Below are 14,466 nucleotides of genomic sequence, written 5' to 3' on the forward strand. Positions count from 1 at the left end.
TATCATTCAAAAGCCACTGATATGAAAAACGCACTTACCCTGTTTGCTTTATTACTGCTTAACCTGCCCAGTTATGCCCAATGCGACCGGACCATTTCCTCGATAAATTTATTTGGCAATGATATCGTTGCGCCGGTTACGACCGGAGGCAGCCTGTTTTGGGATGGCATAGACCAAAGCCTGGGGCGGTATTCTGATGAAGGGCAACCTGCTACCCTGCTGAACGAAGGTTTGTGGCTGGGCGGCCGATCACCGGAGGGCACTTTGCGTGTGGCGGCTTCGCTGTACGGCATTTCAATAAATGCAGATGACTATTATCCGGGCCCGCTTCCTTCAAACGGCAATTTACCGCAATACGACTGTTCCGACTGGAACCGGATATTCAGCGTGAGGCGCTTTGAAGTTGAGCAGCACTTGTCCGACTTTGCAGATAATGAAGTCATTGATGAACCCCTCTCTGCTATTTTGGAATGGCCCGCCAAGGGCAACCCACACTTTGAAGAACGTACCGGACTGGCACTCCCCAATGACGAGTATGGGCTGGCTCCCTACCGGGATGTCAACCAAAACGGCATCTACGATCCCCTGATGGGTGATTACCCGGCCCTGGAAGATACTGAGTTGCTGCCTGCACAGCTCGTTTGGAATGTCTTCAATGACCTGAACGGGCCACACGAGGAATCCAATGCCCTCCCGCTCGGCGTGGAGGTGCAACGGACCCTTTGGGCTTTTGGCTGCGAGAACAACCCTTTGCTTAATCAGTCGGTTTTTGTCCGGTACCACATCATTAACCGCAGCGCTGCCCCGATCGAAGATATGCGGATGGGCCTGTTTATTGATTTCGATATTGGGTGCCACTACGATGACTATATGGGTTCTGCGCCGGAGCTGAATGCCTGTTTTGGGTATAATGCAGCGCCGATGGATCAACAATTCTGCAGCGCCGGAGTAACGGCTTTCCAGGGTTCGCCCCCAATAAATTCAGCTATTGTCCTGGATAAATCCTTTGCTTCGGTCCAGTATGCCACCAGCTTCGACCATTCCATGGAGCCCGTGACCTATCCAAATGACTCCCTGGAGATCTACCGTTTGGCGAATGGCTTATTTACCGATGGGACGCCTCTGACCGAAGGAGGCTCAGGTTACGAAAGTGGCGGGTCTGTTACCTCCTTTGCCTTCCCCGGGCATCCAGCCGACCCTGAATCCTGGGCCTTACCCAATACAGAGGTAGAGCCAGGTGATTTTCGGCCGGTCGGAGGTATTGAAATCGGAACATTGCTGCCCGGCGAAAGCTTTGAGGTTACTACCGCCCGGGTGTATACGGCCACTACTGGCCTGAGTTTTGCAGAAGGCTTCGATCAGATGTACGAAGACCTCGCTCAACTGCAGGTGCTCTTCGACCAGCAATTTGAAGATGCCTGCACCACTCCTGCACCATGCGATACCAACTGTGTTTGGCCCGGGGATATGAATAACGACGGCATTGCCAATCATGCAGACCTTATCGAAATGGGGCTCAACCTCGGGGAAACCGGCCCTGCCCGGGCTTTACCACCAGCCTGGGGCCCGCAAAACAGCGGTGAATGGACGGTTCCCGGGCAGCAGTTTGCTGATGCAGATGGCAATGGCAGCATTGCTTCTGAGGATATTCTGATCACTCTTCTGCATTACGGGAATACCCGCGAAGGCTACGCTCCTGTCCACACCTATCCTGAAGGGCCGGAGCTGCAAGCGGCCAATGTAATTGGTGGCGTTTTCGGGACCTTCTTCCCGTCAGAGTCGTACTTCGGCCGCATACAACTCAACGCCCCGCCAAAGCTCAAAGGGCTGGCGTTTGAGCTGGAGTACGATCCCCGTTACCTGGAACTGACTTTGTCGGGCAATACGCCCCCCATCACAGACTCCCGCCTATCTATTGCACAGCATGCCTCTAACGCCCCGGTCCTGCAGTATGCGGACTTTCAGCTGGGGGATGAGAACAGTTGGATAAGCGGCGATCTTATTTTCAAAGCCTTTAATTTGCATACTTACGACAGCTATACGGAACCTCTGCCCTCTGATACCACTTACCTCCGGTTCCGGAACATCGTAGCCGTGAAGCCGGATGGTGCATTGCTGAACCTCGGTGGAATGGATGCCATGGTTGTTTTTGATGACCTGCCTGTAGTCAGCACCCGTAAGGATGCCATGCCCCAGTTATCAGTTTTTCCCAACCCCACCACCGGGCAATTGCACCTGCGGGCGCCCGGACAGGAATGGGAGGGGATCCGGCTGGTTAGCCCTACTGGCCGGATTTTATTGCAGCGACGAGGGCATTTCGCAGAAACGAGGGACTTAGACTTATCCGGTTACCCGGCTGGTTTCTACTGGCTGCAGGTGGAAAATCAGGGACAATGGTCCAACCGAAAAGTCATACTGACACCCTGAAAGCACTCATTCAGCCATTCCAGAGAAGCACTCACTCATTGCAGATGGCAGCCGCCAGGGAAAATGGCCATATTGGAATACACATCAAAAATACCAGCGTATGCAGACCCGGATACTTCTACTTCTTACCGTTTTAGGCTTGCAGCACCTCCTGAATGCACAGTGCGGGCCGCCTGAAAATATGAGCGACTTGTTTGGGAATGAAATCCAGGCACGGATCACTACCGGTGGTGATCTGTTTTGGAATGGCAATGACGGGCAGTTTCGCATCACAAGCGCTCCGGGTATGCCCAGTACTATTTTTGCGGAAGGGCTGTGGCTAGGCGGTATTGACCCCGCCGGCAACCTGAGGGTATCTGCCCAAACCTACGGCAGAGCCAGTGGAGAGAGCGATTACTTTCCGGGCCCCTTGCCTAACGGTGGCGCCATCGATGCCGATGCCTGTGCCAACTGGGACCGCACCTGGAGTGTGCGCAGGTATGAGATTGAGGCTCACCTTGCCGACTTTGCCGACAACGGTACGGTTGACACTCCCCTACCCGCTATCCTGGAATGGCCAGGCAAGGGCAACCCTTACTTCGAGGAGGCGTTCGGCTTCCCTCTGCCTAATGATGAGCACGGTCTTGCCCCCTTTGCCGATACCGATGGCGATGGGCTGTACGACCCCATGGCGGGGGACTATCCGGCCCTGGAAGAAGTGGCGGTGACACCTGAGCAAATGATTTGGAGTGTATTCAATGATGCTGGCGATGTCCCCGGGCAGAGTTCCGGCATTCCACTAAACATGGAGATACAGCGGACTTCCTGGGCCGTCAGTTGCGGAGGCAGCATCCTGGACCGGACGGTTTTTGTTCAGTACCAACTCATCAACCGCGGAGTGGAATTGCTGGACTCTTTACGGTTCGCCATTTGGACTGACTTTGACCTGGGTTGCTATACCGATGATTATGTCGGCTCCGCTCCCGAATACAATGCTTTCTTTGTGTACAACGACAATCCCATTGACCAAAACCCATGCCCGCAGGGCGTAGACAGTTTTGGAGAAAATCCGCCCGTGCAATCCTCGGTTATCCTCAGTCACCCACTGTCATCCTATATACTCTTCACTGGCGGTAATGGTCCGCCTGGTACAAGCAACCCCGGACAGCCGACAAGCTATTACCATTATATGAACGGCAGATGGCTGGATGATACACCCATCACTGTGGGAGGCAATGGTTATATGAGTTCTACAGAAGAAACCACTTTTATGTTCCCTGATGACCCGAACGATCCGGAGGGATGGTCTTTGTATTCAGAACAGCTTATCGGTCGAGACTGGCGTGGCGTAGGTGGCGTACGACTGGGCAGCTTAAGCCCAAACGAATCGGTAACTGTTGCCACCGCCCGGCTCTACACCCGCGTGCCCGGCAATGACTTCCTCGAAAACGTCTCCGCCATGTACGGCGAGCTCGATGCCCTGCACGAGGCTTACGCCAATGGCTTTGAAAATGCCTGCCCGCAACAGCAGCTTTGCACAGCTGACTGCGTCTGGCCCGGAGATGCCAATGCCGACGGTATTGCCAATCAGGAAGACCTGCTCGCTATCGGGCTCAACGCTACAGCCACGGGCCCTACCCGCGACGGCGGTTTATTCTGGGCCCCCAAAGCAGCCGAAGACTGGGCGATCGACCTTGTCAAACATGCCGATACCGATGGTAATGGCACTATTGACACCGCCGATGTGGAAGTCACCCGCCTCAACTACAATTTGCGGCGGCCCGACTATGTGGAGAGCCCGACTTACGTGGAAGGGCCGGAATTGCAGGTTGCCTCGGCTTTTTCCGATGGGTTTACCGATGTAACAGAAGGGCAGAGCATCCTCACCCTCATCTCTCTGGCGGAGGTGCCGGACCTCAAAGGCCTGTCCTTCGCCCTCGAATTTGACACCCGCTACTTTGCTGGCGTTTTCAATTCCGGGGAAGGCATCACAGCCACTTCTTCAGAACTGCGCGCCCGGATGCCCCTGAACGCAGAAGGGCTGATGGGCTTTGCCCGGTTTAAAATGGCGCCCGATGTACTTATTGAGGGTGCGGGCAACTACGAAGTGTTTACGCTGCGGGCCCGGGAGTTTTTCGATATCCCCGTCCCGTCAGACACCACCTACCTGCGCTTCCGGGACATCGTTGCGGTACGGGAAGATGGCAGCCTGATCCCCATTGGCGGCATGACCGTGCCTGTTACCTATGAGGGTGTTTTTGTGGACACGGAAGATGTGCCAAAGCAAAAGCAGCTTCAGGTTTTCCCCAACCCCACCACCGGGCAGCTCCACGTACAATTCGCCGGGCAGCAGGTGGAACAACTGGAAGTCTGGAACAGCACCGGACAGGTCGTACGCCGCGCGCAGGGCCCCTTCCATGAGCAGCATACGCTGGATTTGAGCGGGCTGCCGGCGGGGCTTTATACCCTGCGGGCGCGGATGGAAATGGGGATGCGGGTGGAGAAAGTTCTGGTACAGCCTTGATCTTAAGTAACGAATGAACTTTGTATGATGAGAATTTATAGCTTGGTGTTATTGGCGCTTTTGCTGCCTGCTTCTGTGCGGGCGCAGTGTGCGCCACCGGAGGCTGTCATACCCCTTTTTGGTAATAACATGCGGGGCATGGTCACGAGTGGAGGGGACACTTTCTGGGATGACCAATTTTTCAGGGTCAATGACCCCAGGCAACCTAGTACTATTGGAACGGAAGGGCTTTGGATTGGAGGAAAAGACTCCGAAGGGAATCTCAGAATAGCAGCACAGACTCTTGAGCGCTACTCAGGCCTCTCTGGATTTCATACCGGTCCATTACCGCAAGGCAGCTCAACCTCCGATAGTAGTTTTTGCATTCAATGGGACAGGTTGTGGAGCGTAAAAGGATATCAGGTCGCAGCTCATATTTCTGATTTTGAAGCAGATGGAGACATTGACAATCCAATTGATGCCCTGCTCGACTGGCCTGCCAAAGGCAACCCGCACTTCGCTGAGCGCTTCGGCTTTGAGCTACCTCACGATGAGCAGGGCCTCGCGCCCTTCACCGACCTGAACGGAAATGGGTTATATGAGCCGCTTTCAGGAGAGTACCCATCCATTGAGGCGGCAGCAGTAATTCCAAGCCAAATTATCTGGAGTGTTTTCAACGATGCTCAAAGTACCAACCCCTGGCTGGATAGCCTTCGGCTTCAGGTAGAGGTACAACGAACCCTCTGGACATTAGGCTGCGATGATCCCGTATTAAAGCATACCATTTTTGTAGATTACAAAGTTATCAACCGAAGTAACCAGGCTTACGACTCTGTACACCTTGCGCTGCCGACCTACTTCAGTATGGGTTGTGGTTTAGATGTTTGCATGGGCGCTGCACCGCAGCAAGATGCTTTTTTTGCCTATAACGAGGCTAATACTGAAGCATTGAGCTGTTACAACTCGAATATCAGCGGTTTTGGGGAGAACCCGCCGGCACAAGCTACCGTCCTGCTTAGTCACCCACTGGCTTCCTTTGTTTATTATTACCCGGGGCATCAGCCATGGATGCAATTGCCCAGTGAAAACCGGCATTTTTTCAATTATATGACTGGTCGTTGGAGGGACGGCACACCGATTACAGAAGGCGGAACAGGATACATGACTGGTGGAGCGGCTACTCCATTTGCCTTTCCGGGAAATCCCAATAATACAGCCGAGTGGTCAATGTATAATTCTGTAACCCCATTCTCCCAGAGCCCCTGGATGGCAGTTGGCAGTATAAGCCTGGGGCAATTGGTTCCCGGGGCACCGGTACACCTCAATACCGCCCGGCTTTACGTACGTGAACCAGGGCTGAACCACCTTGAGAACGTAACGGTCATGTATGAACAGCTTGACGAGCTCCGCGAAGGTTATGCGAATGGGTTCGGTATAGCCTGCAATCAACAGACTTGTGATACCGATTGTGTCTGGCCCGGCGACACCAACACAGATGGCATCGTAGACCACCGGGACTTACTGGCGCTTGCCGGATGGCAGAGCAATACAGGGCCGGAGCGGTCCGGACTGTACTGGGGGGCTCATACCGCTACGCCGTGGTCAGGTACACAAGCAACAGGACGCAATTTGAAACATGCGGATTCAAATGGAGATGGGCTAATCGATTTAAGTGATGTGGAAATCATAGGGCTGAACAAATACCTTACCCAAGTGAACTACAGTCCCACTGCGGCGCTTTACCCAGAGGGTCCTGAAGTCACTATAGTCGGTTTGGGTAATACGTCCACCGATACCCTCTTCGATACCCCTTTGGCCAACAACTTACGTATCGATGTTCAGGAATTACAAGACTTAATGGCCTTTGCCTTTACCCTGGAGTTTGACACCGGTTACTTCGAAGATTTTATTGACCTCACTTTTGACGGAGAGCTCAACGGGACAACTTTTAACGCTGACCGCGCCTATTTTTTTTCGCCGAGGATTTCAGAAGGTGCCATTGACGTTGCTTTTGCCCGGCGTGAGGGTACAGCACCATTTAGCACGCAAGAACTTTTCCTCGCTTTTGATCTGGCACCATATGCCCAACTCCCAGGCAACCAAGTCACCTTCCGGCTGAAAAACCTCATTGGTATCCGTAGCGATGGTGCCCCTTTTCTACTGGGAGCCAATAGCCGTACCTTTTACGTGCCGGAGATCCCGGTCACTGCAACGGAGCACGGCGAAACTCCCCTCCACCTCTTCCCCAACCCCACCACCGGGCAGCTCCACGTACAATTCCCCGGGCAGCAGGTGGAACAACTGGAGGTCTGGAACGGCACCGGGCAAGCCGTACGCCGCGCGCAGGGGCCCTTCCCTGAGCAGCATACGCTAGATTTGAGCGGGCTGCCGGCGGGGCTTTATACCCTGCGGGCGCGGATGGAAAGGGGGATTCGGGTGGAAAAGGTGGTGGTGCAGCCTTAATGCCAAAAAAACTTGCCAAATCTTTGAGGGCAAGAATATTTAATAGGGCTGAGGGAGCCTCGACTTCATGCGAGCGCATTGTGTAGATACAACCGCCGGGCATATGGTTAAAAAACAGTATGCCCGGCGGTGCATTTTCTTGGCTACTCAACGAGCAGCATCACAATGGCTTGACTACCATAGGAAGGTTATCAACCCTTAGCCTCTAAAAATTATCGTTCCCTCCACCTTTCTGATCGTCATTATTGATCTTGGAACGGCGCCCACGGCGGTTACCGCTGAAATCCAGCTCACCAAAATTATAGCTGATGCTAAAGCCAATCGAGCGGAACGGAATGCTAAAGTTGGAGCGCTGATAGAAGTTCTCGCCCTGAATTTCGGATGGGAAACTCTTGCGCTCGTTAAATGGCTCGATGGCGCGGATGCCCAGGCTGAAGCGCTTGTTAAATTGTTTACGCAGTCCCATACCATAAAGCCAGAAACTCGGGTTCTCTCCCTGTAGCGTCTGCTGTGGAGAACGGGCAAAACCGAACAAATCAAACTTCCAGTCGCGTGGCAAATTGATATTCGCACCGATATTGCCGTTCCAAATTACCGTGCTCCGGCTCAGATCAATGCTGTCTACCGTCGACTCGGCGTTATAGGTGAAGATATTGAAGCCCAGGCGAAAGGAACCTATTTCTTTGATGTTGACCGAAGTAAAGAGGTTGACCCCTACGCTGTTGTTCACCCCAATATTGAGATAGCTAGTAGACGACACCTCTGAAGCCGGCTCGATTTGGACGAAGGACTCAATAATATCCGTTGTCTGCCGGTAATAGACCGCGGCATTAATAGCGACCCCTTTGACGAAGGTATTGTAGCTCAACTCGTACTGGTCCACGACTTCGGGGTCAAGTGTTGGATTTCCAAAAACCAGGTTGTTGGGGTCACTGATTTGGGTGAATGGGTTGATAAAGAACAGACTTGGCCGCTGAATACGGCGCGAATAGCTGGCCTTCGCATTACTGAAGTTCTTGAACTGCTTGTTCAGGATAATACTGGGCAAAATATTATCGTATTGCTGGGTAAACGGCTCCTGCTCTAACTCCCGGTATGCGCCACGAATGGTGGTATGCTCATAACGCGCGCCCGTGATCAGTCCGATAGACTTGCTCAATTTCCAGTTAAAGGAAACATAACCGGCGTACACATCCTGATCGTACAGGAAATTGTCAGTAAGGAAAGGAATAGGCGTAAACATAACGGCATTCGTCTCCCTCGTCAGGGTCTCGTAATCACTATTGATGCGCCGAATGACGGTCTTGAGCCCCGTTTCCAGTTTTGTCCCTCCGGGAAAGGGGTGTACATAATCCGCCTGCAGAGTGTACTCACTGTTGATACCATCGTTGAAATTTCGGATATCTTCCTCGTAGCGCAATTCACTGCCATCCTGATCGGTGATGTTTTCCTGATCGCTGTTGGTCGTGCTTAGCTGAAAGGCCATGGAAAACTCCCGTTCAGATTTGGGATAGGTACGCTTGTAATCTACCGTCCAATCGTAGCCATTTCGTACGCTTGCATTATCATTACTGCGCACAAAATCCACGATGGAGCCCGTATTAGGGGCGATGCGGCCATTGGTTGTACCGTCCCGCCAATTATTAAAGCCATTGAACCGGATACTGGAGTTGATACTATTGTAAGCATTGAAGTCGTAGAAGGCCCCGAAATTACCGTTAAACCCGAGTACCTGACTACTATTCGGCCCACCCTGGCTAAAGGTGCTTAGTATGGTTTCGCCCTCCTGCTCCTCCCGCAGGAAGTCTACAGCCCCTTCGCGCCTCCAGGACCAGAAGCTGTTGGCACCACCGTTGAGCCCAAAGCGGCCACGCACCCAATTCAGATTGACCCCACCGTTATTTTGGCGGGTTCCGATTGAGGTATTCATGGAGCCGGTGAAGCCTTCAGCGTTTCGTTTTTTGGTAATGATATTGATGATTCCCGAACTCCCTTCTCCGTCGTACTTGGCGGTAGGCGTCGTGATCACCTCCACGGTTTTAATCTGGTTAGCCGGGATCGTTTTCAGGGCATCCGCCGGGTTGGAACCAAACAAGGTGGAAGGGCGGCCATTGATCAGGATTTGAATATTGGAGGAGCCCCGCAGGCTTACGTTCCCATCCAGATCTACTGACAGCAAAGGGACATTACGAAGTACATCTGCGGCGTCGCCCCCCACGGTACTCGCATCTTTTTCCGCGTTGTAAACCAGTTTGTCAATCCGGTTTTCCACCAGGGCCGCCTGCCCCGTCACCGTAACCTCTTCCAGGTTTACACCCGTTGGCAGGATATAAATAGTGCCCAAGTCCAGGTCGGGCTTTTCCAGGGTGGTTTCCAGGCCTTCCAGTACCTTAGGTTCGTAGCCCAAAAAGCTAATATTCAAATCGTATTTCCCATTCTCCACCTCAATGATCTTGAAGGAGCCATCCGATTCCGTAATCCCACCATCCTGTTGCTTCCCGTCGGCTGACTTGATTAAAACCAGGGTTGCAAATTCTACCGGCTGTCCACTGATCGAATCGATCACCGTCCCGGCAATACGCCCTTTAATGGTAGGCCCCTTCTTGCCGCCCCCAGTGCCGGCCCAGGGAGGCTGAGCCGATATAGCGGAAACCACCAGCAAACAAACTAGCAAGAGGGAAAAATGTATGGCGTTGGACTTCATACTAACGAATATTTTGGTGCAAAACAAAGTTCTCCCTGATCAGTTGCGAGGAACAAGCAGATTGTCACAGGAATGTAATGGCTGGCAAAAGTAAGCTTTTCGTATTTATCCAAGCTACTCCTGCTTTTTGTCGGAGACCATAGGTACTGCTGTTGGAGCAATCGCTTTTTTCAACTAAAAATCTGCGACGCCCGGGTTAAAAGTGTGACCCGGTTATCCCCTTAAAAATGTGATATCACCTGGAAGCTGACTGCATCAAAGATCCGGGAGGTCTTCGCTACCCGAAAAGACTTAGAGATGCTAACATAGCATCTCTTGGCTGTACTTCCTCAGAATCATTGCCGCAGGAGTAAATAGCAAAGGAAATATTGATAAAGAGAGTGGTGGCACATTAACGCCAAACCACTTTCTGCTGCGCCAGCCGCTGTCCCTGCCGCCAAAGGCTGACTACATACCATCCGGCAGCTTGGGTGGGTAAGAACAGTTGCTCTGCCAGATTCCCCGGGGCTTCGTGCACCAGTTGACCTATGGCATTGTGCAAGCGCACCACCACTGGTTGCTGTACGGGCAAAGACCATTCGACCTGTACCTGGCCGGTGGCTGGATTGGGCAGGGCTTTCAGATGAACGGCATTGAGGGCGGGCTCCGGGGTGTTGACGTAGAGCGTAGTGGCACAACTGCGGTTATTCGAGGGATTGTAATCGAAGCTGTAATTGGGTAATTCTGCTGTAACGCAAAGCTGGTAAGGATCTCCAATAATGCCGAAACTATTGAATTCGAACTCCGGGATGTCCCATTCTAGCTCAATGGTACTGCCCGGGGCAAAATCTAAGTTATCCCAGCGCCGTTTGCGGAACTGCTCCATAGAATAACAGGCATCCCATACATTATAACTGACCCATGGGAAATTAATGGTCAGGAAAAGGGTATGGATAGTGTCCGAACCATAGTTCTCAAGCGTAAAGCGGGCAATAGGTAAGTCGTAAGTCTGAACCTCACCGACCGGTGCTTGAACCGCAAGGGTACCCAAGATTGCAGGCCCTTGTACACTGATTTCAGAAAGCGCAATGTCATAACCTTTTGATTCGCTGAATCCGTTGAACTGATAATGTTTAATGAAGGGGGCAAATCCGGCTCGCCCGACTAATAGGTAACCAGTAGGGGTAACTGCAAAGTCGTTGGGCTGTATACCCTGGTCTATATTGAAGCCGCTTAGTGGCTGCAAGGTACTGTCATAAATATTGATCAATCCATTATCATGCAAGATGGCAACCTGCCCAAAGCCAATCGTAACAGACTCTATAGCGGCACCTGATGCCGATGCCACAACGGCCTGAAGCTGCATCGCCTCATCGTGCAGCCATACGGAGTCCTGATCATAGCTGATCAGCCCGCCTGAGCCATTCGATTCCACCTGCTGCCCACGGTAGCCTGGCAAAGTGTCCAGGACTGACAAAGCCGTATCCGTAATGATAATATGCTGAAGTGTCCCGATGGCAATAGTTGTATCACTTAGTCGTTCAAATTCCAGAAACTCCTGCCCACCAGGAAAAGGGATTTCCCGGACCACCTGCCCAGATACCTTTATTTCCTGAAGCATATCGTCGTAGTAATTGTGCACCAGAAAAGACTCCCCCGCTAAAGGAAGAACATTAAACGTAGTCCCCTGCTCAAAGGGCACTTCTTGCCTGACACCCTCCGAATCGATGAGCAGTATATTTGCCCAACCGGAACAAAACCCTACATTGACAGGAAAAGCGAGCGCACTATCCGGAGTTTCCTCTAAAGAAAACAGTTGCCAGGCATTGAGGTCATATGGAAGAGCCTCATTGGTGATCAATTCTCCAGCAGGAGTAAATTCCAGCAGCCGATTGCGGTTGGGCACCAGCATGGCATAATTACCGTTGTGCCGCTCTAGGATTTTCGTGACCTCCCCGGACATCAGCTCAGGAAAAGCTTTTTCCCATTGTGCGGACACGGTCGTGCTGAAAACAAAGAGGACTACTGATAGCGCTAACTTTTGCATCGTATTGGGGTTTTACGATCAATTTAACGCTTCTCTGTATCCGATACAATGTTTTGATATGGTGAATACTGCAACGGGGCTGACTAAACCCCAGGCCTAGATCACCGGTAATGATTCGTCACCACCACCAACACGCCATTCACCAGATCAAACCAGTTGGGGTGCGGGTCGTTGGTAGACAGGGCGATGCTGACATCGGCTTCCGGGACATACATAATGATGCTCCGGTAGTCCATCAAAGAGCCGGTGTGCCCGTAGTGGACGATGCCAAAGTCGTCCCACAGACGGGTGCCCAGACCGTAGTTGCTGCCGCCTACGGCAAAGCCATAATCGGTAATCATCAGTTCTTTGGAAGCGGCGGTGAGGAAGTTGCCCCCGTACACGGCATTGCCATACTTCGCCAGATCGGAAGGGGTGGAAACGATAGCGCCGGCAGCGCCCACTGAGGTCAGGTGGTACTCATAGGCGCGGCTGTTTTCCGCCAGGCTGTCGATTTTTTCTGCGTAGGAGCTGAAGTCGTCATACAAGGTTTGGTCCAGCCCGAGCGGATTGAAAATGTAGGATTTGTACAGGTCACCCAGCGACTGTCCGGTGACGGCTTCCGCCAAAGCGCCCAGCACGTAGAACCCCGTATTGGAATACCGGTAGCTGCTGCCGGGCCAGAAAAAGGAGCCCTGATCGACCGTGTAATCATAAATATCCTCGTGCTCCCACACCCGGGTCTGCCAGTCGCTGCCGGTGTAAAAGCCGCCATCGTTCAGGTGGTCGCCCATGCCAGAGGTGTGGGTCAGCAGGTGCTGAATGGTGATGGCTACCCCGTTGTCCAGTCCGGAGATTTCCAGGTACTCAAAAAGTTTATCGTCCAGCTCAAAGTAGCCTTCTTCCGCCAGCCGGAGAATAAGGGTTGCCGTAAAGGATTTGGTTACACTCGCCACCCGGTACCGGTAGTTGGGATCGAGTGGATTGCCTCCGCCGGGGCTGTGCTCCCCGCGGGTTGTGGTGATGAGTTCGTCCTCCGGCGTCATCAGGGCCACCGAAACGCCCAGCATACCGCTGGTGGCAAATTGAAATTTGTTAGTAACTTCGTTGTTGAGCTTTTCGGTGATGGACAGGTAGACCAGGACCGAGATTTTCAACGTCCGCTTTCGTTCGCCCACATCATCAGCGGCGATGATTTCTATTGTTACATTGCCCTGATCGGAGCGGCTGGGCGTACCCGACAGTACCTGGTCAGCAGCATCGTAGGCTAGCCAGTCCGGCAATCCTTCGAAACTGACCTCAGGGGTAGTCCCGTCGGGGTCGGTAATTTCCAGTTGAACAGTAAACAGGGAGTCGGCAATCGCCGAAACGGTAGACGGTGCGTCAATGACCGGCAGTTGGTTGGCCGGCATGATATCCTCCTGCTGGTCTTCTTTGGAGCAGCTGTGGAAAACGAGCGGTAGTGCGAACAGTGAAAGCAGTAATAAACGATGTAGCATAGACGGTAAAACTCTTGAGTATGCAGATTAAATGTAGAGGAAGTAATTTCTGTTGTTGCACGCAAAGCCGCAAAGGGTAGCGCAAAGATCGCAAAGTTATATGGCTCAGAACCTTCTCAATCGCCATAGCAACCATCCTTCGCGCCCTCTGCGTTGCATTTGCTTCGCGCCCTCTGCGTGAACCCTAGGTGAGCCATCGCTGTACCTGACAGACCACAAAACCAAAGGGATGACCAAGATAAGGAATTCTTCCCTTACCTTTGTAGCCCCAACAATAGAAGGACTATGGCCCGACTGCAAATTTGGATACTGCTTTCCTTGCTCCCCGCTCTGAGTATTGCCCAACAAGCCAACCGGCAGCACTACACCGGGCTCAACCTCGGGGTTAGCGTCATTCAGGAAGACCTGCGGGAAGGATATGCTTATCAGCCTTTCACCTTATTGGCAGAAACCTCACTTTGGCTCATAGGCCCGGTATCTGTATACGCGGAGGGGCAACTTGTCTACGCTGACACTCCCGTGGAGCCGGGTGCTGCCTACGAAGCAGGCCTCAATATGGGGTTCCGCTATCAGGCGCAGCTTTCGGAGCGATGGCTCTTTGGAGCAGCTATCGGGGCCGGGCCGCACTACATCACGCTTAATACAGAGAGCCAGGCACCGGGCTTTATCTTTTCTGATAATTTTGAACTGGGCTTTTCCTACCTCCCCCCTGCCAGAGACTGGGGCATCAATCTGCGCACTCGTTTTAGGCACATCTCCAATGCCGGCTTCAAATACCCAAATCTGGGCCTGGACAACCTGTTTGTCATTCTTGGCATTCGGCAACAGTTTTAATGGCTTCCTACCGAAAGTGCCAGAACATAGGAGCTCCTTTGTTGTTATAACA

Annotated in this window: 7 protein-coding genes; 4 read left to right on the plus strand and 3 right to left on the minus strand. The window is 52.6% G+C overall.

Annotated features, from left to right (window positions below; genetic code table 11):
* Positions 1 to 21 precede the first annotated feature (21 nt).
* From RIC19_RS01135 to RIC19_RS01145, 3 genes are all read left to right on the plus strand, one after another.
* On the plus strand, positions 22 to 2,427 hold the full coding sequence (locus tag RIC19_RS01135) for a T9SS type A sorting domain-containing protein (protein ID WP_350175961.1): 2,406 nt from the start codon (positions 22 to 24) through the stop codon (positions 2,425 to 2,427).
* Positions 2,428 to 2,527: 100 nt separating this feature from the next.
* A complete protein-coding gene (locus RIC19_RS01140) occupies positions 2,528 to 4,930 on the plus strand; it encodes a T9SS type A sorting domain-containing protein (protein ID WP_350175963.1) in 2,403 nt (800 codons plus the stop codon).
* A 24-nt stretch (positions 4,931 to 4,954) separates the two neighbouring features.
* Complete coding sequence (locus RIC19_RS01145) at positions 4,955 to 7,372, plus strand: T9SS type A sorting domain-containing protein (protein ID WP_350175965.1); 2,418 nt, start codon at positions 4,955 to 4,957, stop codon at positions 7,370 to 7,372.
* A 205-nt stretch (positions 7,373 to 7,577) separates the two neighbouring features.
* Here the strand turns inward: RIC19_RS01145 and RIC19_RS01150 are convergent, their stop codons facing one another.
* The 3 genes from RIC19_RS01150 to RIC19_RS01160 all read right to left on the minus strand — a co-directional run bounded on the left by RIC19_RS01150 (position 7,578) and on the right by RIC19_RS01160 (position 13,580).
* Positions 7,578 to 10,076, minus strand: a complete 2,499-nt coding sequence (locus RIC19_RS01150; RefSeq protein WP_350175967.1) for a TonB-dependent receptor — start codon at positions 10,074 to 10,076, stop codon at positions 7,578 to 7,580.
* A gap of 391 nt (positions 10,077 to 10,467) precedes the next feature.
* The gene (locus RIC19_RS01155) at positions 10,468 to 12,102 is read right to left on the minus strand and encodes a T9SS type A sorting domain-containing protein (RefSeq protein WP_350175969.1); all 1,635 of its coding nucleotides are present in this window, start codon (positions 12,100 to 12,102) and stop codon (positions 10,468 to 10,470) included.
* Positions 12,103 to 12,203: 101 nt separating this feature from the next.
* Positions 12,204 to 13,580 (minus strand): serine hydrolase, encoded by a 1,377-nt coding sequence (locus RIC19_RS01160; protein ID WP_350175971.1) that lies wholly within the window; start codon positions 13,578 to 13,580, stop codon positions 12,204 to 12,206.
* A 285-nt stretch (positions 13,581 to 13,865) separates the two neighbouring features.
* Between RIC19_RS01160 and RIC19_RS01165 the strand changes: the two genes are divergently transcribed.
* A complete protein-coding gene (locus RIC19_RS01165; protein WP_350175973.1) occupies positions 13,866 to 14,414 on the plus strand; it encodes an acyloxyacyl hydrolase in 549 nt (182 codons plus the stop codon).
* The last annotated feature ends 52 nt before the right edge of the window (positions 14,415 to 14,466 follow it).

The sequence above is a fragment of the Phaeodactylibacter sp. genome (assembly GCF_040219495.1).
GTDB lineage: Bacteria > Bacteroidota > Bacteroidia > Chitinophagales > Saprospiraceae > Phaeodactylibacter.

Excerpts from the sequence above, each read along its gene's own strand:
- RIC19_RS01160 (WP_350175971.1), bottom strand. The coding sequence starts at position 13,580 with ATGCTACATCGTTTATTACTGCTTTCACTGTTCGCACTACCGCTCGTT.
- RIC19_RS01155 (WP_350175969.1), bottom strand. The coding sequence starts at position 12,102 with ATGCAAAAGTTAGCGCTATCAGTAGTCCTCTTTGTTTTCAGCACGACC.
- RIC19_RS01145 (WP_350175965.1), top strand. The coding sequence starts at position 4,955 with ATGATGAGAATTTATAGCTTGGTGTTATTGGCGCTTTTGCTGCCTGCT.
- RIC19_RS01150 (WP_350175967.1), bottom strand. The coding sequence starts at position 10,076 with ATGAAGTCCAACGCCATACATTTTTCCCTCTTGCTAGTTTGTTTGCTG.
- RIC19_RS01140 (WP_350175963.1), top strand. The coding sequence starts at position 2,528 with ATGCAGACCCGGATACTTCTACTTCTTACCGTTTTAGGCTTGCAGCAC.
- RIC19_RS01135 (WP_350175961.1), top strand. The coding sequence starts at position 22 with ATGAAAAACGCACTTACCCTGTTTGCTTTATTACTGCTTAACCTGCCC.
- RIC19_RS01165 (WP_350175973.1), top strand. The coding sequence starts at position 13,866 with ATGGCCCGACTGCAAATTTGGATACTGCTTTCCTTGCTCCCCGCTCTG.